Origin of the sequence: Ferrimonas balearica, assembly GCF_019802055.1 — a bacterium.
GTDB lineage: Bacteria > Pseudomonadota > Gammaproteobacteria > Enterobacterales > Shewanellaceae > Ferrimonas > Ferrimonas balearica_A.
Genome location: NZ_JAHVHW010000006.1, coordinates 50113 through 76418 on the forward strand (window position 1 = coordinate 50113; position 26306 = coordinate 76418).

General features: G+C 59.1%; 28 protein-coding genes. 11 read left to right on the forward strand and 17 right to left on the reverse strand.

Annotation, left to right across the window (positions count from 1 at the left end):
- The first annotated feature begins 24 nt into the window (after positions 1–24).
- The 6 genes from surA (at position 25) to KUV52_RS05550 (ending at position 6435) form a co-directional block, all read left to right on the forward strand.
- Complete coding sequence (gene surA, locus KUV52_RS05525; protein ID WP_222524947.1) at positions 25–1311, forward strand: peptidylprolyl isomerase SurA; 1287 nt, start codon at positions 25–27, stop codon at positions 1309–1311.
- Positions 1308–2294, forward strand: coding sequence for a 4-hydroxythreonine-4-phosphate dehydrogenase PdxA (pdxA, locus tag KUV52_RS05530; protein WP_222524948.1), 987 nt, complete (start codon positions 1308–1310; stop codon positions 2292–2294). Before surA ends, pdxA begins: the two co-directional genes overlap by 4 nt.
- Entirely contained in the window at positions 2291–3100 is an 810-nt protein-coding gene (rsmA, locus tag KUV52_RS05535) for a 16S rRNA (adenine(1518)-N(6)/adenine(1519)-N(6))-dimethyltransferase RsmA (protein ID WP_222524949.1), read from the forward strand. The genes pdxA and rsmA overlap by 4 nt, the downstream gene beginning before the upstream one ends.
- On the forward strand, positions 3090–3464 hold the full coding sequence (gene apaG / locus KUV52_RS05540) for a Co2+/Mg2+ efflux protein ApaG (RefSeq protein WP_222524950.1): 375 nt from the start codon (positions 3090–3092) through the stop codon (positions 3462–3464). The genes rsmA and apaG overlap by 11 nt, the downstream gene beginning before the upstream one ends.
- Complete coding sequence (locus KUV52_RS05545) at positions 3464–4276, forward strand: symmetrical bis(5'-nucleosyl)-tetraphosphatase (protein ID WP_222524951.1); 813 nt, start codon at positions 3464–3466, stop codon at positions 4274–4276. Before apaG ends, KUV52_RS05545 begins: the two co-directional genes overlap by 1 nt.
- 128 nt (positions 4277–4404) lie before the next feature.
- Positions 4405–6435 (forward strand): methyl-accepting chemotaxis protein, encoded by a 2031-nt coding sequence (locus tag KUV52_RS05550; protein WP_222524952.1) that lies wholly within the window; start codon positions 4405–4407, stop codon positions 6433–6435.
- 55 nt (positions 6436–6490) lie between these two features.
- Here the strand turns inward: KUV52_RS05550 and KUV52_RS05555 are convergent, their stop codons facing one another.
- The 7 genes from KUV52_RS05555 to rplU all read right to left on the reverse strand — a co-directional run bounded on the left by KUV52_RS05555 (position 6491) and on the right by rplU (position 10706).
- Positions 6491–6880: a DUF3718 domain-containing protein gene (locus tag KUV52_RS05555; RefSeq protein WP_222524953.1), complete on the reverse strand. Its 390-nt coding sequence runs from the start codon at positions 6878–6880 to the stop codon at positions 6491–6493.
- Positions 6881–6972: 92 nt separating this feature from the next.
- Positions 6973–7464 (reverse strand): type 3 dihydrofolate reductase, encoded by a 492-nt coding sequence (folA, locus tag KUV52_RS05560; protein WP_222524954.1) that lies wholly within the window; start codon positions 7462–7464, stop codon positions 6973–6975.
- A gap of 25 nt (positions 7465–7489) precedes the next feature.
- Positions 7490–7954: a threonine/serine exporter family protein gene (locus tag KUV52_RS05565; protein ID WP_222525333.1), complete on the reverse strand. Its 465-nt coding sequence runs from the start codon at positions 7952–7954 to the stop codon at positions 7490–7492.
- A complete protein-coding gene (locus KUV52_RS05570) occupies positions 7951–8715 on the reverse strand; it encodes a threonine/serine exporter family protein (RefSeq protein ID WP_222524955.1) in 765 nt (254 codons plus the stop codon). Before KUV52_RS05570 ends, KUV52_RS05565 begins: the two co-directional genes overlap by 4 nt.
- Before the next feature lie 67 nt (positions 8716–8782).
- Complete coding sequence (gene cgtA, locus KUV52_RS05575; RefSeq protein ID WP_222524956.1) at positions 8783–9949, reverse strand: Obg family GTPase CgtA; 1167 nt, start codon at positions 9947–9949, stop codon at positions 8783–8785.
- Positions 9950–10119: 170 nt separating this feature from the next.
- Positions 10120–10377: a 50S ribosomal protein L27 gene (gene rpmA, locus KUV52_RS05580; RefSeq protein WP_222524957.1), complete on the reverse strand. Its 258-nt coding sequence runs from the start codon at positions 10375–10377 to the stop codon at positions 10120–10122.
- Positions 10378–10394: 17 nt separating this feature from the next.
- Positions 10395–10706, reverse strand: a complete 312-nt coding sequence (gene rplU / locus KUV52_RS05585; protein ID WP_013346876.1) for a 50S ribosomal protein L21 — start codon at positions 10704–10706, stop codon at positions 10395–10397.
- 267 nt (positions 10707–10973) lie between these two features.
- Here rplU and ispB point away from each other — a divergent pair, with 267 nt between their 5' ends.
- Positions 10974–11942 carry an octaprenyl diphosphate synthase gene (gene ispB, locus KUV52_RS05590; RefSeq protein ID WP_222524958.1) on the forward strand — a complete coding sequence of 323 codons (969 nt, stop codon included), beginning with the start codon at positions 10974–10976 and terminating at the stop codon, positions 11940–11942.
- Positions 11943–12002: 60 nt separating this feature from the next.
- Here the strand turns inward: ispB and mdh are convergent, their stop codons facing one another.
- Positions 12003–12941 carry a malate dehydrogenase gene (gene mdh, locus KUV52_RS05595; protein ID WP_222524959.1) on the reverse strand — a complete coding sequence of 313 codons (939 nt, stop codon included), beginning with the start codon at positions 12939–12941 and terminating at the stop codon, positions 12003–12005.
- A 248-nt stretch (positions 12942–13189) separates the two neighbouring features.
- On the opposite strand from mdh, the gene argR reads away from it, so the two are divergent.
- Entirely contained in the window at positions 13190–13660 is a 471-nt protein-coding gene (gene argR, locus KUV52_RS05600) for a transcriptional regulator ArgR (RefSeq protein WP_222524960.1), read from the forward strand.
- A 57-nt stretch (positions 13661–13717) separates the two neighbouring features.
- On the opposite strand, the gene KUV52_RS05605 is transcribed toward argR, so the two are convergent.
- The 8 genes from KUV52_RS05605 to nrfA all read right to left on the reverse strand — a co-directional run bounded on the left by KUV52_RS05605 (position 13718) and on the right by nrfA (position 22192).
- Positions 13718–14671 (reverse strand): Dyp-type peroxidase, encoded by a 954-nt coding sequence (locus KUV52_RS05605; RefSeq protein ID WP_261389905.1) that lies wholly within the window; start codon positions 14669–14671, stop codon positions 13718–13720.
- Positions 14672–14765: 94 nt separating this feature from the next.
- Complete coding sequence (locus tag KUV52_RS05610) at positions 14766–15797, reverse strand: ABC transporter ATP-binding protein (RefSeq protein WP_409996471.1); 1032 nt, start codon at positions 15795–15797, stop codon at positions 14766–14768.
- Positions 15794–17425 (reverse strand): ABC transporter permease, encoded by a 1632-nt coding sequence (locus KUV52_RS05615; protein WP_222524962.1) that lies wholly within the window; start codon positions 17423–17425, stop codon positions 15794–15796. The genes KUV52_RS05610 and KUV52_RS05615 overlap by 4 nt, the downstream gene beginning before the upstream one ends.
- Before the next feature lie 3 nt (positions 17426–17428).
- Positions 17429–18433 carry a Fe(3+) ABC transporter substrate-binding protein gene (locus KUV52_RS05620; RefSeq protein WP_222524963.1) on the reverse strand — a complete coding sequence of 335 codons (1005 nt, stop codon included), beginning with the start codon at positions 18431–18433 and terminating at the stop codon, positions 17429–17431.
- A 145-nt stretch (positions 18434–18578) separates the two neighbouring features.
- Positions 18579–19832, reverse strand: a complete 1254-nt coding sequence (locus KUV52_RS05625; protein ID WP_222524964.1) for an ammonium transporter — start codon at positions 19830–19832, stop codon at positions 18579–18581.
- A 14-nt stretch (positions 19833–19846) separates the two neighbouring features.
- Positions 19847–20185, reverse strand: a complete 339-nt coding sequence (locus KUV52_RS05630) for a P-II family nitrogen regulator (RefSeq protein ID WP_222524965.1) — start codon at positions 20183–20185, stop codon at positions 19847–19849.
- A 277-nt stretch (positions 20186–20462) separates the two neighbouring features.
- Complete coding sequence (locus KUV52_RS05635) at positions 20463–20711, reverse strand: GlsB/YeaQ/YmgE family stress response membrane protein (RefSeq protein WP_222524966.1); 249 nt, start codon at positions 20709–20711, stop codon at positions 20463–20465.
- 95 nt (positions 20712–20806) lie between these two features.
- Positions 20807–22192 (reverse strand): ammonia-forming cytochrome c nitrite reductase, encoded by a 1386-nt coding sequence (gene nrfA / locus KUV52_RS05640; protein ID WP_222524967.1) that lies wholly within the window; start codon positions 22190–22192, stop codon positions 20807–20809.
- A gap of 283 nt (positions 22193–22475) precedes the next feature.
- On the opposite strand from nrfA, the gene narQ reads away from it, so the two are divergent.
- Both narQ and KUV52_RS05650 read left to right on the forward strand, forming a co-directional pair.
- Positions 22476–24158 carry a nitrate/nitrite two-component system sensor histidine kinase NarQ gene (gene narQ / locus KUV52_RS05645; protein WP_222524968.1) on the forward strand — a complete coding sequence of 561 codons (1683 nt, stop codon included), beginning with the start codon at positions 22476–22478 and terminating at the stop codon, positions 24156–24158.
- Positions 24151–24765, forward strand: coding sequence for a response regulator (locus tag KUV52_RS05650; RefSeq protein WP_222524969.1), 615 nt, complete (start codon positions 24151–24153; stop codon positions 24763–24765). The genes narQ and KUV52_RS05650 overlap by 8 nt, the downstream gene beginning before the upstream one ends.
- 3 nt (positions 24766–24768) lie before the next feature.
- Here KUV52_RS05650 and KUV52_RS05655 read toward each other — a convergent pair whose 3' ends face one another.
- A complete protein-coding gene (locus tag KUV52_RS05655) occupies positions 24769–25134 on the reverse strand; it encodes a YacL family protein (RefSeq protein WP_222524970.1) in 366 nt (121 codons plus the stop codon).
- Positions 25135–25306: 172 nt separating this feature from the next.
- Here KUV52_RS05655 and KUV52_RS05660 point away from each other — a divergent pair, with 172 nt between their 5' ends.
- Positions 25307–26287, forward strand: coding sequence for an MDR family oxidoreductase (locus KUV52_RS05660; protein ID WP_222524971.1), 981 nt, complete (start codon positions 25307–25309; stop codon positions 26285–26287).
- The last annotated feature ends 19 nt before the right edge of the window (positions 26288–26306 follow it).

The window sequence follows — 26306 nt, forward strand, 5'->3', positions numbered from 1 at the left end:
GGCACAAACTAGATGGACTTGAGTATGACTTTACGACACCTGCTGATGGGCGCCCTGACCGCTCTGATGTTCGGTCAGGCCCTGGCCCAGCCCCAACCTCTGGATGAGGTGGCTGTGCTGGTCAATGATGGCGTGATCCTGAAAAGCGAAATCGACGAGCGAATGACTTCGGTGAAACGAAGTGCATTGCAGGCGGGTCAGCAACTGCCCTCCGATGCGGCGCTGCGCACTCAGGTGATCGATCGTCTGATTGCCGAAAGCTTGCAGCTGCAGATGGCGGAGCGCATGGGCCTGGTTATCAGTGATATCCAGCTCGACCAGACATTGGAAAACATGGCTCGCGAACAGGGTATGACCCTGCAGGGGCTGCGTCAGGAGATTGAGTCTGACGGCAGCAGCTATGCCGCTTACCGAGAGCAGGTGCGCCGCGAAATTACCATCGGTCAGGTGCAACGCATTCAGGTTCAGCGCCGGATTCAGATCTCCCCTCAGGAGATCAACACCCTGGTGGATCTGATCAACGAGCAGGGCCTGCAGAATGCGGAGTTCCACGTTGGCCACATTCTGATCGACTTCGCTGGCGATGAGGCTGGAGCCCGTGAGCGTGCCGATAAGGTGCTGGAACTGCTCAACGACGGTGCCGACTTTGCCAAAACCGCGCTCGCTGCCTCTTCCGGCCCGAAAGCCCTGGAAGGGGGTGATTGGGGCTATATGAACATCAACGAGATGCCCACCCTGTTTGCCGAGGTGGTGAAGGACGCCAAGAAGGGCGACATCATCGGCCCCATCAAAAGTGGTGCAGGCTTCCACATCGTGACCATCTACGACACTCGCGGTCAGGAAGTTCAGGAAGTGGCTGAGGTGAACGCCCGCCATATTCTGCTGAAGCCCTCCCCCATCCTGAGCGAAGAGATGGCCAAGACACTGTTGGATGAGTTTATGGCGGACGTGAAGGCGGGCAAGACCGATTTCGCGGATCTGGCCCGTCAACACTCTGACGATCCCGGCTCTGCCACCCGTGGTGGGGACCTGGGCTGGGCCGATCCCAACATGTACGTTCCGGCTTTCCGCGACACGCTGGCCCGTCTCAAGGTGGGTGAGTACTCTGAGCCGTTCCGCTCCACCCACGGCTGGCACGTCGTGCAGTTGCTGGATCGCCGGGTCACTGACGCCACCAGCCAGGCCAACACCGATCGCGCCTACCAACTGCTGTTCCGCCGTAAGTTCGGTGAGCAGGTGAATGCCTGGCAGGAAGAGATGCGTGCTGGCGCCTACATTGAGGTGCTAGAGCGTAGCGGTCGTCGCTCATGATCCCGCGTATTGCGATTACGCCCGGGGAACCCGCTGGCATCGGTCCGGATCTGGTGATCCAGCTGGCTCAACAGGATTGGCCTGTTGAGCTGGTGATCTGCGCCGATCCTGAGCTGATGACCCAGCGCGCCAAACTTCTGGGGCTGCCCCTGAGTTTGCGTCCCTATCAGCCTAGTCAACCTGCCAAACCGCAGCAGGCGGGCACCCTGACTATCGCTCCGGCCAAACTGGCAGCGCCGGTCAAACCCGGGCAGTTGGATGAAAACAACAGCGCCTACGTAGTGGACACCCTGAAATTCGCCTGCGAACACAACCTTAGCGGTGAGTTTGCGGCGGTCGTCACCGGGCCGGTACACAAGGGCATCATCAATCAGGCGGGGATCAGCTTCTCCGGCCACACCGAGTTCTTTGCCCAACAGGCAGGTTGTCAGGACGTGGTGATGATGTTGGCCACCGAAGGGCTGCAGGTGGCTCTGGTAACCACCCACATCCCGTTGGCGTACGTGGCAAAGGCGATCACCCCTGCCCGACTGGAAAAAGTGATCCGTATTCTGCACCAGGACCTGCGTGAAAAGTTCGCTATTGAACAGCCCCACGTCCTGGTGTGCGGCCTCAACCCCCACGCCGGGGAAGGGGGCCACCTTGGTCGGGAGGAGCTTGAAGTCATCGAGCCCACCCTGGCCGCCCTGCGCAGCGAAGGGATGTTGCTCACAGGCCCTCTGCCGGCAGACACCCTGTTTCAACCCAAGTATCTGGACCAGGCCGACGTGGTACTGGCCATGTACCATGACCAGGGATTGCCGGTGCTAAAATACAAGGGATTTGGGCGCGCCCTGAACATCACTCTCGGCCTGCCCTTTATCCGCACCTCCGTCGATCATGGCACTGCCCTCGAACTGGCCGGCACCGGCCAGGCCGATTGCGGCAGCTTCCGGGTCGCCCTTAGCAAAGCGATAGAGCTGGCAACACATCATAATTCATGAGCAACAATGTGCATCTGGGCCACCGAGCCCGTAAACGCTTCGGCCAAAACTTTCTTCACGACATGTCGGTCATCGATCGCATCGTCGCCGCTATCCATCCCGACAACGACCACATCATGGTGGAAATTGGCCCGGGCCTGGGCGCGCTGACTGAGCCGGTGGCGGATCAGGTTGAACACCTGAATGTGGTGGAACTGGACCGGGATCTGGCCGAACGCCTGCGTCACCAGCCACGCTGGGGCCAGAAACTCACCATCCATGAAGGTGACGCCCTGAAGTTTGACTTCAACCAGTTGGCGGAACCGGGCAAGCGGATGAAGATCTTCGGCAACCTGCCCTACAACATCTCCACGCCGCTGATGTTCCACCTGTTTGAGACCGTAGACAGCGTGGAGTCGATGCACTTTATGCTGCAGAAAGAGGTGGTAGAGCGCCTGTGTGCCGGCCCCGGTCACAAGAACTACGGCCGCCTGAGCGTGATGGCCCAGTACTACTGCAAGTGCATTCCGGTACTGGAAGTGCCGCCGGGTTGCTTTACCCCGCCGCCGAAGGTGGACTCTGCCGTCGTGCGCCTGGTGCCTCACGTTGAGAAGCCCTATCCGGCAAAAGATGTGCCCACCCTTGAGCGGGTGGTCTCCAACGCCTTCGCCATGCGCCGTAAAACCCTGCGCAACAACTTTAAGGGCCAGCTTAACGACGAGGAGTTCGCGGCGCTGGGGATCGACCCCACCCTGCGTCCGGAGCGGATCAGCCTGCCGCAGTTTGTGGCGATGGCCAACTACCTCGCTGAGCGCAATGCAGCCTGAATCACCACTGGCCATTGAGGTCTCGACCCACTACATCGAGGAGCAATCGGATCCCGATAAGGACCGATTCCTGTTCCACTACAGCCTGACGCTCACCAACGTCAGTGAGGACACACTTACCTTGAAGCGTCGTAAGTGGGTCATTACTGATGGTAATGGAGAGCAGATGGAGGTGGAAGGTGAAGGTGTGGTGGGAGAGACCCCAACGCTGGAACCGGGCCAACTGTTCCGATACACCAGCTCTGTGGTGTTGAATACCCCGCTTGGCAGCATGACGGGTTTCTACACCCTGGAGGGGAAGAGCGGTGCGATCAAAGCGCCCATTCCCCGCTTCCGGCTTGCCGTGCCGGGTACTCTGCACTGATGGCCAACTACTTCGTCGGCGACATACAGGGCTGCTACGAAGAACTGCGCCGCGTTCTGGATGCGGTGTGCTTCGACCCTGCCAACGATACCCTCTGGGCCTGTGGCGATCTGATCGCCCGCGGCCCCGATTCCCTCTCTGTTCTGCGCCTGTTCCGCGAACTTGGCGAGGCGGGCAAAACGGTGCTGGGTAACCATGACCTCCACCTGCTGGCCGTGGCTGCGGGACTTAAGAAATACAAACCCCGTGACCATGTTGAGCCCCTGCTCGCCGCCCCGGATCTACCTGAGTTGATCCACTGGGTGCGCCATCAGCCCCTGATGCGTGAGCTGCCCGAGCATCAACTCCTTCTTAGCCACGCAGGCCTGCCCCCCCACTGGGATCTGGCCACCGCTCACGCTCGTGCCCAAGCGGTGTCGGACACCCTGCAACGGGACGATTACCTCGACTTTATCGCTCAGATGTACGGTGAAAAACCCGACGACGATCGTGATGTGGAGAGCGAGACCGAGCGGCAGACCTACACCGTCAATGCCCTCACCCGGATGCGCTTCCTCCACACCGACGGACGCCTGGACTTTGCGAGCAAGCTGGGGCCGGATGACGAACGGGCCCTGATCCCCTGGTTCCAGTTTCCGGGCCACAAGCTTCTGAAAGATCACCGTCTGGTGTTTGGCCACTGGGCGGCTCTGATGGGACGCACCAAGCTGCCTAACGCCCTGGCGCTGGACACCGGCTGCTGCTGGGGCAACCACCTGACGCTCTGGTGCCTGGAAGATAACCGCTACCATTACCAGGCTGCGCTGGTCTAATCCCCCCCAATACGCTCAAGTTTTACGCAGTTCGGCCGATCACTGTAAATGGCCCCTGTGATTTCTCGATCATGCTGATAACATGAGGGCGAAAAAAGATACAAAAACAATAACTCAGGGAGAGGGATATGAAGATTACCGTCGCCATGCGGATCATTGGTGGCTTCACGCTGGTTACCCTACTACTGCTTATACTTGGCGGCATGTCGTTACTGAGTATTGGCACCGTCAGCACACACACTCAAAGCTTCAAATCCTTCTCTCTGCCCGCCAAAGACGGCACCGGTGCTCTTGAGCGCCTGCTCAACGCGCAGCAGTTGGCTCTGGTCAACGCCTATTACAGTGATGGCACTGGACAGCTCGCTCAGCACACAGAGATCCTTGACGCCTTGGAGCAGGAGTGGCAACAAAATCGCAGCCAGCTACTGACGGTGGTCGATGGAAAGCCTGAGTTAACCGAACCGCTGAGCCAGATCACTCAACAGCACAATCTGTACTGGCAGCAGATCAAAACCCTGCAGTCGGAACGCGAGCAAGCCCTGACGCAGCGCGCCAACCTATCCGATGCTCTGGCCACCCTTGAGGAACAGGTCGATGACGCCAGCTCCATGCTGCTGGATGTGATGGAACTGGAGTACTCCGACAACGCGGATGACCGAGCCCTCGCCGGGCACGCCAGCACCCTGGAAACCAGCCTGATTGGCCTTATCTCCATCGCGCTTGAACTGCCCAAAGCGGAAGACCTGACGCTGGTGGACACCCTGGAGGGAGAACTGAGTTACCTGCTCAGCAATCTTGAGTACCTCCAAAGCAACCTGACCTGGACCCGACCAGACGGCAGCGATCGGATCGATCCGGATCTGGGCGCCGATATCGATGCCAACCTCGCGGCCATCCTGAGTGCCTTTGATGAGGGGCACGGGGTCATCAGTCAGAGTAAGAATCGACTGATTGCCCAAGGCAACGCCACTCAGGCACTGGAGCAGGCCCGTGGCCTGCAAAGTCAGCTGCAGGCCCAGATCGACCGTCTGCATGCCCAGGTGATTGCCATCAGCAATGCCGCTGGCGATGAGGCACAGAGTGCACTGGAGAGCAGCGGCAACCGCACCATGGTGGTGATGGTGCTGTCTATCCTGGTGGCGTCCAGCATTGGAGCCATCACCATTCGTGCCATCACCCGCCCGCTGGCGCAGGTGAATGAAGCCTTAGCAGTACTGGCCCGAGGCGACCTGACGCAAAACCTCAGCTACCGCCGTGATGATGAATTTGGTCAGCTGGTCAACAACACCAATCGACTGGTGGACAGCCTGCGCACGCTGATCCAATCGATCGTTGATCGCGCCAATCAACTCGCCGCGGCTGCCGAAGAGACTTCGGCGGTTACCGCACAAACCACTTCGGGCATTCAGGAACAGAAGAGCCAGGTGGACCAGGTGGCCAGTGCCACCACCGAGCTTTCCGCTTCCGCCACTCAGGTGGCCACAGGCGCCAATGACGCTCTCGGCGAGATCAAGCTGGCGGACGATGAGGCCAAGCAGGTGAAAGCGATCTCCGACGCCAATGGGGCCACCATTCAGGCCCTGGCCAATGAGGTCGAACGTGCCAGCGGTGTGATTCACCAGCTGGAGGAAAACAGCGCCGCGATCGGCGGGATCCTTGATGTGATCCGTGGGATCGCCGAACAAACCAATCTGCTGGCGCTGAACGCCGCCATTGAGGCCGCCCGGGCCGGTGAGCAGGGCCGGGGCTTCGCTGTCGTGGCTGATGAGGTGCGCTCCCTGGCCTCCCGTACTCAGCAGTCCACGACTGAGATCCAGCAGATGATCGAGGCGCTGCAGCAGGGCGCTAAGGACGCGGTTGCGGTGATGGATCAGGGGCAGCGCCAGGCCAGCGAGAGTGTGGCAAAAACCGCTGAAGCCAACCAGATGCTGGACGCGATCGCTCAGGCGGTGGACCGGGTATACGCCGCAGGCAACCAGATTGCCCAGGCGGCCCAGGAGCAGGATCAGGTGGCGCAAACCATCTCAGCCCGCCTGGAGCAGATTGCCGGCATCGCTGAGGAGACCAGCTCCGGAGCAGTGCAGACCGCCACCTCGAGCCAGCAGGTGGCTCAGTTGGCTGAAGAGCTTCAGTTGCAGGTCCGGGAGTTTAAGGTGTAATGCTCCCCAAATAAAAAAGGCGGCCGATTGGCCGCCTTTTTATTGCTATCGACGATCAGTTCGCTCGCGCGCTGATCTCCGCCGCGATTGGGCTTTCTGCCAACCCCTGACTCTCGGCCCACTGCATCACAGTCTGTCCATCAGACTCCGCCGCTGAGAGGCTTTCACGAGGCATCTGCTTCACCAGATACACCCCCACATCCTGAGCGTTGCTCAGCATGGCGGTGCGCAGCAAGCTGTTGCCGTTGCAGCTGACCCCATCATAGATGGCGCGAAGCTTGATACGGGCATCCTTCAGCTTCTTGCGAAGGCGGTTCTTGTCATCCGCTGCCACGTAATCGCAGACGCTGGCAACCAGCTGATCCACGTTGGCATGAGTGACCGGGCTGTAGGTAAGGCTGGAAGCGGCCAGGCCGGCCGCCATCAGAAAAGCGGTAAAACGCATCATTTCACTCCCTGTAATAGAACTGCGGCTACAGACTTCTAACGGTCCGTTAACGACCAGCTTATAACAGGCGGAAATATAACGGTATATCTTTAATCTACTTGTCGGTCCAGCGTGCGGAAAGTGAGGGTGTAGAGGTTCTTTTCGTCCGGCAAATGCTCACTTCGCTCAACTTCATTCCACCCCAGAGGCTCGTAGTCCGGGAAGTGAGTATCCCCCTCAACATCCAGATCCACGTCAGTGATATAGAGGCGATCGGCCTTGGGCAGCATCGCGGCATAGAGTTCACCGCCACCGATGATCATCAGTTCCTCCACATCACCAGCCGCCTTAAACGCTTCATCGATCCCGGACACCACCGTCACCCCTTCGGGGGCATAATCGGTCTGTCGGGTGATCACGATATTGTGACGTCCCGGCAGTGGGCGGCCGATCGATTCAAAGGTACGTCGTCCCATCACCACCGGCTTACCCAGTGTCACGGCTTTAAAGTGCTTGAGGTCCGCTGGCAGGTGCCAGGGCATCTGGTTGTCTTTGCCGATAACCCGTCCCCGGGCCATACAGGCAATCAGCGCGATCCGCATCGGCTCGACTCCTTGTTTGGTACGCTCAGATGATCGAGCGGTTACGGTAATACAGCAGCCCGGGCAGGGCCAGGCCGACACTCAGGGCGCCGACGATAAACACCGTCTTAATGCCGTTAACGAGCACCTGCTCCATCAAAGGTTCACTGGCCCCAACGGCACTCATCTCCACCAGGCCAATCACGGTGTTAAACGCATAACTGCCGGGGATCATCGGTATGATCGCTGCCACGCCGTAAAGCTGCATCGGCGCCAGGGTTCGACGGGCCCAGTGTGCGGTCAGCCAGCCCACCGCTCCGGCGGCCACAAAGGTGGCCCACTCAATCGGCGCACCGAATGCCATCAGCCCGCCCCGGATCCCAAAGCCCATGGCGCCAGCCAGACCACAGCGCCACAGGTAACGGGCTGGCACATTGAAGGCCATGGCAAAGCCCACCGCGGGCACCGCAGCAATCAGGGCGTTAAACAATAGGTTCAGCAGGTCCATCAGAGCCACCCCAATCCGGTCAGTTGCATCGCCAGGGTAATGCCGATGGCTGCAGAGATGGTCATCAGGGTCGCCTGCCCCCAGCGTGCCATGCCGACGTTGTAGTGCCCCTTCACCATATCGGCGACGGCGTTGATCATCGGGAATCCTGGTACCAGCATCAGGACGCAGGCGGCGGTGGCAATCTCCGGGGTCTGGGTCCACTCAAACAGGCCGCCAAGGCGGGTCAGCAGCGTGGTCACAAAAGCGGTCACCGCCCAGTTAACCAGCACGTTGTAGTGACGATGCGCCAGAGATTGGCGTACCGCCATACCGATGGAGGAGGCCAGAGCGGTAATCAGGCAGCCCATCAGGTCAGCGCCAAAGAAGTGAGCGAAAGCCGCACAGGAGGGGCCGATAATGGCCACGACGGCCCATCGGTTCCAGGTCCAGGGGGTCAGGCGAGCCAGACGGCGGCTGGCGAGGGTGAGGTCAACAATCCCCTTCTCCGCCTGCACGCAGATGCGCTGTACCTCGCACACCATATGCATATTGAGGCCATGTTCCCGCAGGCGGCGGGTGGTGGTCACACACCGGCCCTGATACAGCGTGGTCATCACCAGGGCATTGGCAGAGATGGAGAGCTCCACGCTGTCGACCCCAAAGGCCCGGCCCATGCGTTGGCCCACGTCCTCGACCAGTTCGCTCTCCGCGCCCCACGCCAGCATCTGCTGAGCGGCGCGGACCGCCACTCGGGTGATCTCGTTTTGGGTGTGAACGTCCATTTCAGTTTGTTGTTCTTATGTCGTCAAAAGGGGACCCTAAGGTCCCCATATGGTACGGCATTGCCGGTTACTTCTGATACACCACTTCGACGTCGTAATCGTCGTCGTCCCAGTCGTCCCAGTCGTCGTCATCCTCTTCGACCACGGCATCGCGCATCTGCTGGGCGTGGTGGTGCTCCCACTTAAAGGCCACCTCGTCCTCAGCCTGCTCCTCCACTTCCTCTTGCGGCAGCGTGTCGAGCAGTTGCATCAGCTGCTTGCACAGCACCTCGGTGCCCTGCTTGCTGATGGCGGCGATGGTGTGCACCTCACCTTCCCATCCCAAGGCGCTGACAATGGCGTCAATGCGCTCCTGACGCTCCTCTTCGGGCACCAGGTCCAGCTTGTTCAGCACCAGCCAGCGCGGCTTGTCGAACAGCTTGGGTGAGTAGGCCTGCAGCTCCCCAAGGATCGCCTGGGCGCCCTCGGCCGGATCGCTGCCATCGTAAGGCGCCATGTCGATGATGTGCAGCAGCACGCGACAACGCTCCAGGTGTTTCAGGAAGCGGATACCCAGACCGGCACCGTCGGACGCGCCTTCGATCAGACCCGGGATGTCGGCAATCACAAAGCTCTTGGAGGGCTCCGGACGCACCACGCCCAAATTCGGCACCAGGGTGGTAAAGGGGTAGTCCGCCACTTTGGGCTTCGCCGCAGAGACAGAGCGGATAAAGGTGGACTTGCCCGCATTCGGCAGGCCCAGCAGACCCACATCAGCCAGCAGCATCAGCTCCAGGCGCACTTCGCGGTGCTCACCTTTGGTGCCCAGAGTCTTTTGACGGGGAGCACGGTTTACGGAGCTCTTAAAGCGGGTGTTGCCCAGACCGTGGAAGCCACCTTTGGCCACCATCAGCTTCTGGTTGTGCTGGGTCAGGTCACCAATCACTTCGCCGGTGTCTTCATCCACAGCTCGGGTACCAACCGGTACTCTCAGTACCCGGTCTTCACCGCGCTTACCGGTACAGTTACCACCACGGCCATTCTCGCCGCGCTGGGCACGATGGCAACGCTCAAAGCGGTAATCCACCAGCGTATTCAGGTTCTCGTCGGCCAGCAGGAAAACATCACCGCCATCGCCGCCGTCACCGCCGTCCGGTCCCCCTTTCGGGATGTATTTTTCGCGACGGAAACTGACCACGCCGCTGCCGCCGTCGCCCGCTTCCACCCGAATGGTGACTTCATCTACAAACTTCATGATCCAGCCCCTTTCAAACCCAATTCATTGGCCCCTCTTCCCGGCCTGGAACCGCGCCGGTAGGGTCACAGTAGCAAGCGAACCAATGAATTGGGGATCAGATTTCTAGTATACCCTTAGTACGCAAAAAGCCCCGCCAGTGCGGGGCTTTTCCATCCGGTCAGTCCGGCTTACTCGGCAATGATGCTCACGTATTTACGGTTTTGCTTGCCTTTCACTTCGAACTTCACCTTGCCGTCGGCAGTGGCGAACAGGGTGTGGTCTTTACCAACACCTACGTTGTCACCGGCGTGGAACTTGGTGCCACGCTGACGAACGATGATGTTACCCGCCAGAACGGATTCGCCGCCGAAGCGCTTAACACCCAGGCGTTTGCTTTCAGAATCACGGCCGTTACGAGTAGAACCGCCAGCTTTCTTGTGTGCCATCTCTCAGAACTCCTCGATTAACCGTTGATACCGGTGATCTTCACTTCAGTGAACCACTGACGGTGGCCCATCTGCTTGCGGTGGTGCTTACGACGACGGAACTTCACGATCTTAACCTTGTCGGCACGACCGTGGTTTACCACCTCAGCAACAACCTTACCGCCTTCTACCAGAGGGGCACCTACTTTGATTTCTTCACCGTTAGCGATCAGCAGAACCTGGTCGAACTCGATGGTGGCACCGGTTTCTACGTCCAGTTTCTCCAGACGCAGGGTTTGGCCTTCGGCGACACGGTGTTGCTTACCGCCACTTTGGAAAACCGCGTACATAATAACTCCGCTATTGCGCACGCTGTAACCACCACACATAGGGGGGCCAGGGTGCGACTAAAACTGTTTGACAATGGGCGCGCATTCTACGGCATGGACACTAAACAGGCAAGGGGCCATTGAAAAAAGATCGGTAGAAGGATCGAGATCCTCGCAACCGGAAGTCAATGGCACTGTTAACCCGGGGGAATTGCGGTAGAATTGGGCGCCGCCGTACCACAATAATAGTAGGCTTGTGCCTGCAGAATCCAGACCTTGGGACCAATAATGGACTTAAACGCCATCCGCGAACTGGCCGACCACGACATGAAGATGGTCAACCAGATGATTTACGACCAGCTCCACTCCGATGTGGTGCTGATCAATCAGCTTTCCTTTTACATCATCAACGGTGGCGGCAAGCGGATGCGGCCTTTGCTGGCGGTACTGGCCGCCCGCGCAGTGAACTACCAGGGCGAAGACCACGTCAAACTGGCTGCCATCATTGAATTCATCCACACAGCCACGCTGCTGCACGATGACGTGGTGGATGAGTCCACGATGCGCCGTGGCCGAGAAACCGCCAACGCCCTGTTTGGCAACCAGGCCAGCGTTCTGGTCGGCGACTTCCTCTACACCCGCTCCTTCCAGATGATGACGGAACTGAAGCGACCGAAGGTCCTGGAAGACCTGGCCGATGCCACCAATGTCCTGGCGGAAGGGGAAGTGCTGCAGTTGATGAACTGCAACGATCCCAACACCACTGAAGACAGCTACATGCAGGTAATCTACTGCAAAACCGCCCGTCTGTTTGAAGCGGCGACCCATCTGGCCGCGGTGCTGGCGGACCAACCCGCAGAAGTGTGTCAGGCCCTGTCCGACTACGGTCGTTACCTGGGTACCGCATTCCAGCTGGTGGATGACGTACTGGATTACACCGCCGATGCGGAAGAGCTGGGCAAGAACCTCGGTGACGACCTGGCCGAAGGTAAGCCGACGCTGCCGCTGATCCACGCCATCGCCAACGCCCCGGACGCGCAGAGCGAGCAGATCCGCTCCGCGATTGAAAACGGTGGCTGCGATGAGGTGGACGATGTGGTGGCCACACTGAATCAGGTGGGTTCTCTGGAGTACACCATGCAGCGTGCCGTTGAAGAGGCGGACAAGGCCATTGCGGCCCTTTCTGTGCTGCCTGAGACCCCCTACCGGGATGCGCTGGCCTCACTGGCTCGTATCGCCGTTGAGCGCCGCAACTGAGCGCCCGAAACGCACCCACAAAAAAAGCGCCCTCAGGGGCGCTTTTTTTATTGAGCCGGCTTAGCCGTTCACAAAGGCTTCGCCCTTGCTGATGTCGCCGCTCAGAGTCTCCAGCATGCCATCCAGAGCCTGCTTCTCGAAGTCGCTCAGGGCACCGTAGGAAAGCACCTTCTCAACGCCATTCACACCCAGCTCAACCGGCTGAGCGAAGAAACGGGTGTGCTCACCGGCACCTTCCACGTAAGCGCACTCAACAACGCCCTTCTCGCCCTGCAGAGCGCGAACAACGGAGATGCCGAAACGGCAGGCAGCCTGAGCCATGGACAGAGTGGCACTGCCACCACCAGCTTTGGCTTCCACCACTTCGGTGCCCGCGTTCTGGATTCGGTGAGTCAGGCTGGCAATCTCTTCATCGCTGAAGGAAACCCCCTCAACCTGGGACAGCAGCGGCAGGATGGTAACGCCGCTGTGGCCACCAATCACATTGATCTTCACCGCTTCCGGGCTCAGGCCTTTGGCTTCGGCGATAAAGGTTTCGGAGCGGATCACGTCCAGAGTGGTCACACCGAACAGCTTGTTCTTATCGTAAACGCCCGCGTTCTTCAGCACCTCGGCGGCAATGGCCACAGTGGTGTTTACCGGGTTGGTGATCACACCGATGCAGGCTTTCGGCGCTACCTCAGCCACTTTACCCACCAGGTTACGGATGATGCCGGCGTTCACATTGAACAGGTCGGCACGGTCCATGCCGGGCTTACGCGCCACACCGGCGGAGATCAACACCAGGTCGGCGCCTTCCAGTGCCGGAGTCGGGTCTTCACCCGCATAACCCTTGGCGTTCACTGCGGTCGGGATATGGCTGATGTCTACCGCCACACCGGGAGTGACCGGAGCGATATCATAAAGGGCCAGATCGCTGCCCTTGGGCAGATTCAGCTTCAACAACAGGGCCAGAGCCTGACCAATGCCACCCGCGGCACCCAGTACTGCAACTTTCATCGTGTTCTCCATCTTTCCGTTGATGTGACGTGGATCATCTTTCCAACTGGCGCCAACAATACCCAAAGCCAATTCTGATGGCAATGCGACCAAGGGTGGTTGCCTAACCAGTCATCACATTCAGCAATAAGTTGGTGTCACTGAACCCCAATCGGTGAATTTTTATTCCCATCATATGAATATCACTTGCTTTTTAAGCAGACCTTATTCAAAGTGGCCCTGTCCAAACGGCAGAATCGATTAAGACAATGAGAAACGCCAACGCACAAGAAGAACTGGTACGCGCCTTCAAGTCCCTGCTGAAAGAGGAACGCTTCGGCTCTCAGGGGGAGATCGTGGCGGCACTGCAGGCCGCTGGCTTCAGCAACATCAACCAGTCCAAAGTCTCCCGGATGCTGAGTAAATTCGGCGCGGTTCGCACCCGGAATGCCAAGCAGGAGATGGTGTACTGCCTGCCTGCAGAACTCGGTGTCCCCACCGCCAACGCCCAGCTGCGAAACCTGGTTCTGGATGTGGACAACAACGGCGCGATGATCGTGGTGCGCACCAGCCCGGGTGCCGCCCAGTTGATTGCCCGTCTGCTGGACTCCATGGGTAAAGCTGAGGGGATCCTGGGCACCATCGCAGGGGACGACACCATCTTTATCGCCCCCAGCCAGATTGAAGCCATGGCGGAGACGCAGGCGACGGTCAAAGAGCTGTTCAACTACCACGATTGAACCGCCCTGATACAAAAACGCCCGGCCTAAGCCGGGCGTTTTGCGTTTGGAGCTCTGTTACAGGCCTGCGGCCTGCTCCAGAAAATCGATGGAGGGGGCAAAGAACGCCGCACCACTCACCGCCTGAGTGTATTTGAGCAGATGGTCGTAGTGCTCGCCGTCGCCATGAATCATCGACTTCAGCTGGTTGGTGAAGTGCTGGGGCGTTTTGCAGCAGGCGATAAAGAACAGGCCCTGCTCCTGCATGTTGCCATAGGGCATGCTCTGACGCAGAAGCTCCATGCTGCTGCCATCTTCGTGCTTCAGGTTGACCCGCTTAATGTGGGCAAAGCCCGGCTTGGCCGCGCTGGGGTACTCCACGTTCTCCACCTTGGTGCGACCGATAGTGTCTTCCTGAGTCTTCAGGGACTGACGCTCCCACAGCGGCATGTTGTGCACGTAGCGCTGGGTGTGGATGTAGCTGCCGCCAGCGAAAGCGCTGTCTTCCGCGCCCACCAGAGCCACCTGACGGCGGTTAGTACCGGTCGGGTTTTCAGTGCCGTCGACGAAGCCGGTCAGGTCGCGGTTATCCAGGTAACGGAAGCTGCGAACCTCCTCCACCAGTTCGGCAAGACCAGCCAGACGGCGGCACACCTCAGTAGCGGCGATGTGGTTCACGTCCAACCGGTCGCTGCGGATATGAACAAACAGATCCACCGGCTGACTCGGGGCGCTGCGGTCCTCGGCTTCAAAGCTCGGGAACGGCGCCAACTCGGCGGGACGCGCCTCCGGGTAGAGGGTGTCCCAGTAGTTGGAACCGATGGCCACAAAGCCATTGAAGGCACAATCCGCGTTGCGATCCGCAGAGGACTGCATCCAGGCTGCCAGACCGGCAATCACCCGGGGCAGCGTCGCTTCAGCGCCTTCTGTGGCATTAAACATCAAATAGATGCCGTGCAGATTTCCCTCTGCACAGATCCCACCCTGCTCCCTGGGCATGCGTCCTTCCTTGTTGGTCATTTCATTGGACATGGTCAGTACCGACAGATCTGATTTCAAACACACAGTCTGCGCAGTGCCAGAGAGACTGGCAAGCCGCCAACAGGAAAAGATTGATTTATACCAATTAAAACAGCACCAAAGCGTGTGGCAGCGCCGCTACCGCAACCCGTTGTCCCTGTTCCAGCGTGATCAGTCCCGAGCGTACCGCAAGCTCCACCGGGCCAACACTGACCTGGTAATCGCAGTAGGTGCCCTTAAACCGTCTGGCGGTGATCACGCCACTGCCCTGCTCATCCGGTTCCAGCGCCAGTTGCTGGGGTCGCAGCAACAGAGCACCACGGTGGGTTGGCGGGAAGCGCAGCGGGCTGATGCTCTCAATCTCTCCCAACGGCGTCGATACCGCGTGTTCGCTGGCAACCACCACATCCAGATAGTTGCCTCCCCCCAGAAAATCCGCCACAAAGCGGCTGACCGGGCGGTAGTAGAGCTCCTCGGCAGGCCCCGTCTGCACTACCTTGCCCTCATGCAGGATCGCCAGACGATCGGCAAAGGCAAACGCCTCCTCCTTGGAGTGGGTCACGAAGATGGCACTGACGCCCTGCGAACGCAGAATCGATCGGATCTCCGCCATCAGCTCCCCACGAACCTGGCTGTCGATGTTGGAGAAAGGCTCATCCAGCAGCAACAACTTCGGCTTGTACGCCAATGCACGAGCGATCGCCACGCGCTGCTGCTGGCCACCGGAAAGTTCGTGGATGTAACGCTTGTCCAGGCCATCCAGCTTCACCAGATGAATCATCTCCTCCACCCGGGTCTTCGCTTCCGCCTTGGGCCAGTGACGCAGCCCAAAGGCGATGTTCTGCGCCACGGTAAGGTGGGGGAAAAGTGCGTAGTCCTGAAAGATCACGCCGATGCCACGCTGCTCAGCGGGCACCAGTTGTTCAGCGGAGGAGATCACCTGTCCGTCCAGGGTCACGCTACCGCCGTGCACCGGCATCAGACCGGCAATGGCACGAAGCAGGGTGGTCTTGCCGCAGCCGCTGGGGCCCAGCAGTGCCAGGATCTCATTTTCAGCAAGCGCCACTGCCAGATCAGACAGAACCCGCTTGCCATCGTATTCGCATACCAGCGCGTCAACGCGAAGTTTCGACATCAGTGAACATGCTCCAAACTGCGATTGAGGTAGATCACCGGAACCAGGCCAACCAGCACAATCACCAGTGCGGGCAGCGCTCCCAGTTCCAGAGCCTCATCGGAGACAAATTGATACACGTAAGTGGCCAGTGTTTCAAAGCCAATCGGCTTCAGCAGCAAGGCTGCGGGCAACTCCTTCATCGCCTCAATAAAGACGATAAGTGCCGCCGCCAGCATGCCCCGGCGTACCAAGGGCAGATGCACATGGCGCAGCAGTGAAGCGGGGCCATAACCCATGGTGGACCCGGCCATATCTAAAGTGGGGCTCACCCGTTTAAAGCTCGACTCGATGCTGCCCAGTGCCACCGCCAGGAAACGCACCGTATAACCAAACACGATGGCCACCATGGAACCGGACAACACCAGCCCCGGCAAACCAAGGCCCAGCCACTCTGCCAGATCATTAATGGCAAAATCAGCGCGGGTCAGCGGGATCAGGATGCCGATCGCCAGAACGGTTCCCGGTAGAGCGTAACCAAATCCGGCCAGGCGGCTGGGCCAGCGGTCCCACTTACGGGGACTGACCCGAGCCAGAAACTGGAGACCCAGCGCAATCACCACGGTCAGTGCGGCCACGAGGGCAGAGACCATCAGGCTATTGGCGCTGTAGCTCCAGAACGCGCTGAGCGACTCCGGATCAAAATACTCAATCGCATAGTCGAGCAGGATAAGCGCCGGCAGCACGAAGGAGAGCAGCAACAGCACAGAGCAGAAGCCGGTGGCCAGAGCCGCCCGCCAGCCGGTGAGCAAGTAACTGTAATCCTCGCTCTTGCCCTCTGCTTTCTGGAACTGTTGCTGACGGCGCCGGGCCATACGCTCACCAAACATCAGCAGCGCAATGCCCAACAACATCAGGGTGGAGAGGCGCGCAGCACTGCTCATGCTGCCGTGCCCCAGCCAGGTGTCGTAGACCGCCGTGGTCATGGTGTTGACCGCGAAATAACTCACGGTGGCAAAATCCGCCAGCGTTTCCATCGCCACCAGGGACAGTCCCACTGCGATAGCAGGGCGGGCCAGGGGCAGGCTGAGTCGGAAGAAGCTTCGCGTTGGAGTGCAGCCCAGCGTCCGGCTGGCCTGGATCAGGTTGCTGGCCTGCTCCAGAAACGCGGTACGCGCCAGCATAAAGACGTAGGGAAACAGCACCAGGGAGAGCATGATGGCGGCGCCGCCGAGGGAGCGCACCGATGGGAAGTAGTAGTCTGCCGGCGATTGCCAGCCCGCCAGTTCACGCAGCATCTTCTGAACCGGACCGGCGTAATCCAGCAGGTCGGTATAGACGTAGGCCACGATGTAAGCAGGCATCGCCAGGGGCAGCAGCATCGCCCACTGGAACACTCGTTGTCCCGGGAAGCGGCACATCGCCACCAGCCAGGCAGCCGGGAGACCCAGCACCAGGCTGCCGAGGCAGACCATTAAGATCAGCAACACCGTGTTGGCCACGTAAGCGCTCAACACGGTGTTTTTAAGGTGTTGGAATGCCTCCTGATCGGGCTGCAGCGACTGCAGTATTAGCGCGATCAGGGGTAACATCAGGGCGGCCGCCATCAGGTAGCCGCCCACACTCCAACGTCGCGAGAGTGTCAGGATCATCGTTTACAGATCGAACTTAACCTCGTCGAGCAGCTTCACTGCTGTCGAGTGGTATTCAGCCAGCTTGGCCACCGGCAGTGCGTCCGCTTTGTACTGCCCCCAGGAAGCCACCAGCTCAGACGGGGCTACCTTCGGATTTACCGGGTATTCGTAGTTCAGCTCAGCGTACAGACCCTGGGCCTGCTCGCTGGAGAGGAACTCCAGCAGACGCTGACCGCCTTCCGGGTTTTTGGCGTGCTTAGCCATCACACCACCGGAGACGTTCATGTGTGCACCGCGATCGTTCTGGTTGGGGAAGTTGATCACTACCGCTTCGGCCCAGCCACGCTGGTTGTCGTCTTCCAGCATCTTGCCGAAGTAGTAGCTGTTACCGATGGCGTAGTCACACACGCCTTCCGCCACGGCACGCACCTGGGCACGGTCGTTACCCTGCGGCTTACGCGCCAGATTGGCTTTCACACCTTCCAGCCAGGCTTTGGTTTCCGCTTCACCGTGATGGGCGATCATGGAAGCCACCAGGGCGATGTTGTAGGCGTTCTTACCGGAGCGCATGCAGATTTTGCCCTTGAACGGGGCAGTCGCCAGGTCTTCGTAGCTGATGCCCTCGGCCGCACCGACACGGTCCTTGGCGCTGTAGATGTTACGAACACGCAGGGTCAGGGCGAACCAGTGGTTCTCCGGGTCACGGTACTGGCTCGGCAGGTTCTCATTCAGCACATCGCTCTGCACTGGCTGGGTCAGGCCCATATCCACCAGCGTTGCCAGACGAGAGATATCAGTGGTCAAAACAACGTCTGCCGGGGACAGGCGTCCTTCACGCTTCAGGCGCTCCTCAAGGCCGGTCTGGGCAAACACCACCTGTGTTTCGATGCCGGTTTCCTTGGTGAACATCTCCAGCATCGGCTCCACCAGGAACGGCTGACGGTAGGAATAAACAGTAACGGTCTGCGCTGCGGAAGCCACGGAGCTGGCCATCAAGAGCAGAGCGGACAAAGCGAAGCGACCCATGGTGAAGAACTCCTTTTGTGAAATAAGAATAATTATCTTTTAGATTAAAATAACCCTTAACCTGAAACCTATCAATGACCAACATCAAAAAAAGCCCCCATAGAGGGGGCTCCTTTCAACCTGTTTGCTCTGTTTTTGAGCGGGGTCAGCTTGCGCTCTTTACTGTGACGAACTCCGGGTAAGCGTCGATACCACAGTCGGAGAGATCCATACCGTCGTACTCCTCCTCCTGGGTGACCCGGATCCCCATGGTGGCTTTCAGTACACCCCAGGTCGCCAGACTTGCCGTAAACACCCAGCCAAAGATGACTGCGGCACCCGCCAACTGGCCAACCAGCGTGGCATCGCTATTGGAGAGGGGTACCACCAGCAGGCCAAACAGACCACAGACACCGTGAACGGAGATGGCGCCCACCGGGTCATCGATCTTGATCTTGTCCATGCCCACGATGGAGAACACCACCAGACCACCTGCAACGGCACCCACAACGGCTGCCAGAGTCAGCGAGGGGGAGAGCGGATCAGCGGTAATGGCCACCAGTCCTGCCAACGCGCCGTTGAGGATCATGGTCAGGTCCGCCTTACCCCAGGTCAGCTTACAGACAATGAGGGCAGCGATGGCGCCAAACGCAGCGGCAGAGTTGGTGTTCACAAAGATCTTGGCCACCGCCGACGCGTTCTCCGCATCGGAAACCATCAGCTGAGAGCCACCGTTGAAGCCGAACCAGCCCAGCCAGAGAATAAAGGTACCCAGGGTCGCCAGAGGCAGATTCGAGCCTGGGATCGGGTTAACGCTCCCATCGGGGTTGTACTTGCCCCGACGGGCCCCGAGAAGAAGCACCCCGGCAATCGCCGCAGCAGCGCCAGCCATGTGCACAATGCCGGAACCGGCAAAGTCCACAAAACCCAGTTTTTCGGAGACAAAGCCACCCCCCCAGGTCCAATATCCCTCAACTGGATAGATAAAGCCGGTCAATACCACAGCGAAAGCCAGGAATGCCCAAAGTTTCATGCGCTCTGCGACCGCACCGGAGACAATCGACATGGCCGTTGCCACAAACACCACCTGGAAGAAGAAATCCGACTCCAGTGCGTGGTCCGCATCATCCGCCTGGGTGCCAATCAGGCCGCCAATACTGGGTAGCCAGCTCCCTTCAGGGTTGTCCACGTACATGATGTGGTAACCCACCAGCAGGTACATGGCACAGGCGATGGCGTAGAGGCACATGTTCTTGGTCAGGATCTCGGTGGTGTTCTTGGAGCGGACCAGTCCCGCCTCCAGCATGGCGAAGCCCGCCGCCATCCACATCACCAAGGCCCCGGAAATCAGAAAATAGAAGGTGTCCAGCGCGAAGCGCAGCTCGGCTACGGTGGCACCCAATGCAGTCACTTGTTCCATTGTGTCACTCCCCCTTAAATCGCTTCCGCGTCCATTTCGCCGGTACGGATCCGCACCGCCCGCTCCAGATCGATGACAAAGATCTTGCCGTCGCCAATCTTTCCGGTGCCCGCTGCTGCGCTGATTACCTCGATCAATCGCTCAACGTTCTCGGACGCCGTGGCGATCTCCAGTTTCACTTTGGGGAGGAAGTCCACCTGATACTCGGCGCCCCGATACAGTTCGGTGTGTCCCTTCTGACGACCAAACCCTTTGACTTCCGTTACTGTCAGCCCTTCCACTCCCAGTTCGGCGATCGCCTCTCGGACGTCGTCGAGCTTAAAGGGCTTGATGATTGCGCTAACCAATTTCATGCCGTTCTCCTAATCCCTGCTGTCGCTGGTAACATCCTCCTTACAACTGCTGTGCCATAAATTTTTATTCATATTTTTCATTAGCTTATTCACAAGCTCGGTCGACGACGCAAAAAATTCGCACCGCTTTGAAACAGTTAATTACAGCGGGGCACCAAATTGGTGCATAAATGAGCAACACAAATGTAGAGAGAGGGTTTGGCGGATTGGAGAAGCAAAACGCCCGCTCATTAGGAGCGGGCGTTACGTTCAATCAATAAGTCGAACATTAGGCTCTTCAGGTTCGCAACTTGTTGTAGATAAAGAGCACCAACAACGCACCAAGGACCGCGAGAACCAAAGAGCCGATATCAAAACCGGAGACTCCCCCCCAGCCCAGCATCTGCCCGATGTAGCCACCGACAAAAGCACCGGCGATCCCCAGCAGGATGGTCATAACCATCCCGCCGCCATCCGGTCCAGGCATGATCCACTTGGCCAGCGCCCCGACGATCAGACCCAGAACAATCCAGCTGATAAAGCCCATATTCGGCTCCTTAGTTGTGACCAGTTCCAGATAACCCTAGTCGGTTCCAAAAAAAACGCCCCCGCAGAATGCAGGGGCGTTGTTTCTATCGGAGGTTATTGGGCATCAGTGCCGTATTTCTCCTGGTACTCCTTTTCCCACTCAGGCACAACCGTCTTCAGGAACTCATCCTTGGCTTGCTGCATGGCGGGCTCATCCAGACCCACAGCCACCTGAGCAGCGGCCTTGGTGGAGATATCAGGCAGGGCAACCGGATCGGTCTGACCGTGCTTGGCCAGTACCCGTACCAGAGCGGCACGCGCATCGGCACTGCGCTCCAGAGAAGTGGCCAACAGGCGCAACGCTTCAGACGGGTTGTGCGCATGCACACCGTGAGAGGCAATGGCCATATCCCAGCGCCACTGAGCATGACGGATCGCCGTCAGCGGCTCTTTCATCTCCGCTTCGGTCGCACCGGCATCCCAAGCCGCCTTCGCTTCGAAGTGTGCTTGAACCAGCTGCTTCTCAGCCTTCAGCTTCGCCTCGGTGACCATCTCTTTGTAGTGCTTGGTGACCGCTTCCAGTTCCTCTTTGGACTGCTCATGACAACGGGCACAAGTGAACTCAAACTGGTCGAACGGATTACCGACGTTGTGGTCGGTGTAGGTACGCCCTTCCGCATTGGTGACCCGGGGCATATGACAGTCGGTGCAAGACACATCATTGCGACCGTGAGTACCGGTCTTCCAGGTTTCAAAACCCGGGTGCTGCGCCTTCAGCATCGGCGCCTTGGAGAGGCCGTGAGTCCAGTCGGAGAACTGCATGGCGTCGTAGTACTTCTCCATCTCATCCGCGCTCAGGCCGTTATCCCAGGGGAATTTCACGAACTTCTTATCCGGGGTGAAGTAGTACTCAACGTGACACTGGCCGCACACCATGGATTGACGGTCAGACTTGCTGGCCTTATCCCAGGACATACCGATGGTGTTCATCGCGCGATCGGCGAACGGCACGGAGATCCGCAAACGGGCATTGTTGTCGTGACAGTTACCACAGCCGATTTCGTGAGTGATTTCGTTGCCGCCCCGGGCCCATTTGCCCTTGAAGTAGGCGTCCTCGCCATTCTCATCGATGTAGCGCGGCACATCCGGAGACTTACAGGACCAGCATGCCATCGGCATCGGTCCATCGTCCGGTCCCTTTGGTGCGCCGGTACGCAGGGTAGCTCGCAGGTCGGTGATGGTGTAGTGGTGGCCCCGCGCCTTGTTGTAATCCTTGGCAAATCCATAGCCAGCCCACAGTACGACCAGCATCGGATCCTCTTCCAGTGCGTCGACAACCTCACTGCTCTCCTTGGTTTGCTCCCAAGTCGCGTATTGATGCTTAAACTTGGCAAACTTACTGCTGTCCGCCTCAGTTACCGTCCCTGCTCCCATTGCTGCAGTACTTGCTGCCATTAAGGCTGCGGCCCCGAAAGCCCGCCATCGCAATGTGCTCACCATCATCCTTCTCCTGTTTTTGAGATCTCGCCAGTGAAATGCATTCACTATAGCCTAGACTAACGACCCCCTAGCCCTTACCCAAGTCGCCAAAAGTCCAATCTTTACCAAGCTTGATTGTGATCAAATTGTTGCACCCGAAATCCCACTTTTTGGAGTTGGCTCAGTCTCCATCGACGCGAAACAGCAGTCTGATAACGTCATTTTCCTCACTCTCTGACCGTTGAGGCTTTTCCATCAGTTCAACACTGGGCACAATGACGCCATCCTTTGAGATGGAGCACCTATGTCCCGCACCACCCGTCTGACCACCAGCGTGATCCACGCCATGCTGCTGGTGATGTTACTGTTCAGCCTCCAGGGTGGCGTCAGCCTGATTGCTGCCCTGTACAGCATTGGTGATGCTCAGGCGATTAACGACTCCGGCTCGTTGCGGATGCGCTCCTATCAACTGCTCTTTCTCGCCAACTCCGAAGCCCGCGACCTGCAGCAAAAGCTGGATGAGTTCGAAACCATTCTCTACTCCCCGGCCCTGGCACGCTCTGATGCCTGGTACATGCCCAAGGACAGCGCCTACCACTACCATCGGGTGCAAGAGCGCTGGAAGTTGATGAAGACCTATGCCCAGGAGGGCAACTCCCGCCGGTACGTCAAGGAGGTCCGAGGCTTCGTTGACGAGATCGACGCCTTTGTGGACTCGCTGGAGAAGTTCAGCGCCCGCAAGCTAAAAATCCTGATCTTCTCTCTGATCCTGGGGATGGCGATGATGGGCGCACTGACGATCTATGCGCTGTTTTATGTACGCCGCCAGTTTGTTCAGCCGCTGCAGAAGCTGGAGCGGGGGGCCGAAGCGATCGCCGCCCGGGACTTCTCCTTTACCCCCCAGCCCAGCCGTTACCAAGAACTCAACACCCTCAGCCAAACGCTGGCGAGCACCGCTTCAGACCTGGATACCCTGTATCAACAACTGGAAAGTAAGGTGGTCAGTCAGGACCTGGCGTTGCGTCAGGCGCATGAGCGCTTAACTTTCCTCTACGATGCCGCCCAGACACTGAGCAGCACCGGCCTTGAAACCAGTGTCCTGCAGCGATTGATGGCGGCGTTGAAAGCGCACCTGAATGCAGAGGGTGTCTGTCTTCAGCTTCAAGGTGAACGACCGCTCTGTCTCGGCTGCAATAACGGCACACCTGCCAGCGCGTCACTGACAGAGGGGAGCGAGTCCCTTGGTGAGATCCGACTCTACCCTGCAGAGCGGGCCGACCAGGATCTGCTCAACAACTTTGCTCTGTTGCTTGGCCGTTCCGTCCGCCAGCATCGGGATGCTCTCATGCAGGAGCGCCTGGGCCTGATGGAGGAGCGAGCGGTGATCGCCCGGGAGCTTCATGATTCACTGGGACAGTTGCTGGCTTATATGAAAATCCAGCTGACTTTGCTGAACCGGGCGACCCAGGCCGGTCGCCCCGAAGGGATTGAGGAGGCGCGACAGGCGTTGAAGGAGTCCGTTGACAGTGCCTATCGCCAACTGCGGGAACTGCTGGCCACCTTCCGCCTGAAGGTTGAGGCGCCGGATCTCCCCAGCGCTCTGGAGTGCATTCTGGCTGAGTTGGAGGAGCGCAGCGATGCGGAACTGACTCTGGACTACCGGCTGCCTCCGATGACCCTCTCTGCGACGCAGCAGGTGCACCTGTTGCAGCTGATCCGGGAAGCGGTAATGAACGCCATCAAGCACGCTCAGGCGAGCCATATCCGTCTTCGTTGTGCCATCGAAGCGGACCAGTTAGTGGCCACCGTCGAGGATGACGGTGTCGGCATGACCACCCCTGAAAATCCGCAAAACCATTTTGGCCTGAACATCATGCAGGAGCGCGCCCGTCAGATGGGCGGCACACTCCGCATCGACGCCTCCCCAATGGGTGGCGTGCGGGTTCAGGTATCCATACTTAACCACGTGGAGGAACCCCATGGCTGAATCCTGGCAACTGCTGTTAGTGGATGACCACCCGATGTTACGGCGAGGCCTGTGCCAGCTACTGGAAGGGGATCCCCGCTTCCTGGCGCCCTGGGAAGCAGGGAACGGGCCGGAAGCCCTGGCACTGTTGGCCCGCCAACAGCCCGACCTGGTGCTGTTGGATCTCAATATGCGCCCCCTCAGCGGACTGGATACGCTGCGGGCCATTCGTCGCGACTTTCCTGAACTCAAGGTGGTGATGTTCACGGTATCTGACCACCCCCGGGACGTTCAGGCGGTACTGGATGCCGGAGCCAATGGCTACCTGATTAAGGACAGTGAGCCGGAAGAGCTGGTTGAAGGCCTGGCTCAGGTGATGGGGGGTGCCGCAGTGCTTACTGACCGGCTGGAAGCCTCTCTGGCTGAGGTCGAGGAGAGTTGGGCCGCCCAGTTAACCCCGCGCGAGCGCCAGATCGCCGAACTGATCGCGGAGGGGAAAAGCAATAAAGCCATTGGCGAAGCCCTCTTTATCAGTGAGGGCACCGCCAAGGTGCACGTGAAAAACCTGATGAGAAAAACCGGCTGCCACTCCCGGGTGGAACTGGCCATCAAGGTACGGGAAGGGTAAGGTTCAGCGGCCAGCCAGGAAGGCCTGCCAGCTGTCCAGCAGCAGCTCAAAATCCTCCAGGCCGCACACCGCCTCACTCTCGGCGTCGTAATAGTCCAGATCCGGATCCATATCGACGCCGTTCATCTGCCCCAGAGCGTGGTCCCGCACCTGCACGGCATCCACAGTAATCAGCAATGATTGCTCCGCGCCGTTCAGCACCCACTCCCGACACTGACCGTGACGGATCTGGGCCAACGCATTGCGCAGGCGCATCAGCGCCTCCGCTTCCTGGCACTCTTCTGTCAGATAGCGTCCCAGCGCTTCGTGCCCCATGGACATCAACACCAGGGGTTGCCCCCCCAGTTCACGACGAAACTCGTACTCCATACTTCCTCTAAGTGATCTCCGCCCCGGGGCGGGAATTCCAAATTGCGGCCCTGGCTGCAATTTCACACTTGCGCCCAAGGTCGCCTTGTGTGAGCCAGATTGCCGCTATACAACTAGGATCCATTGTAACCCAGCGCCACCAGGCGCGCCCCTCCAACCCCGGGAGAGCCCCATGTTCAAAGCCCTTCAACTGCACCAGGATGACGCAGGCAAGACACTGGCCAAGATTGTCGAGCTGGAAAATCACCATCTGCCGGAAGGCAACGTCACTGTTGACGTTCAGTACAGTTCACTGAACTACAAGGACGGACTGGCGATTACCGGCACCGGAAAGATCATCAGGGACTTCCCCATGGTGCCTGGCATCGATTTTGTTGGCACCGTGTCCGACTCCGAAGACCCCCGCTACCAGGTGGGAGACCAGGTGATTCTGACCGGCTGGGGCGTGGGTGAGCGTCACTGGGGCGGTATGAGCCAACGGGCCCGAGTTAATGGCGACTGGCTGGTGCCCCTCCCTGAGACACTGAGCCCGGAGCAGGCGATGGCGATCGGCACCGCCGGACTGACGGCCATGCTGTGTGTTCAGGCGCTGGAACAGGCGGGCATTAAACCGGAGCAGGGCCCCATCCTGGTAACCGGCGCCAGCGGTGGAGTGGGTTCTGTGGCCGTTACCCTGCTGGCCAAAGCGGGTTACGAGGTGCATGCGGTTACCGGCCGTGCCGACAACAGCGATTGGCTGAAAGCGTTGGGTGCCCACACCGTAGTCCCCCGCAGCGAGTTTGAGGGCCCGGCCCGCCCGCTGGACAAAGCGATCTGGGCGGGTGCCGTGGACACCGTCGGTGGCAGCATCCTGGCCAAACTGCTGAGCCAGATGGCGTACGATGGCGCCGTTGCCGCCTGTGGTCTGGCCGCCAGCTACGATCTGCCCACAACAGTGATGCCTTTTATCCTGCGTGGGGTAAAATTGCTGGGCGTCGATTCGGTAATGTGTCCCTATGAGCGGCGGATGGCTGCCTGGCAGCGCCTCTGCACCGACCTGGGACAGCAACACTTCGACGCCTTCAGCACCGTCGCGCATCTTGACGAGGTGCCCCAACTGGCCGAGAAAATCATTCAGGGCCAGGTACGGGGACGGGTGCTGATTAAGCCCTAATCCCGTATTGGAGACGCGC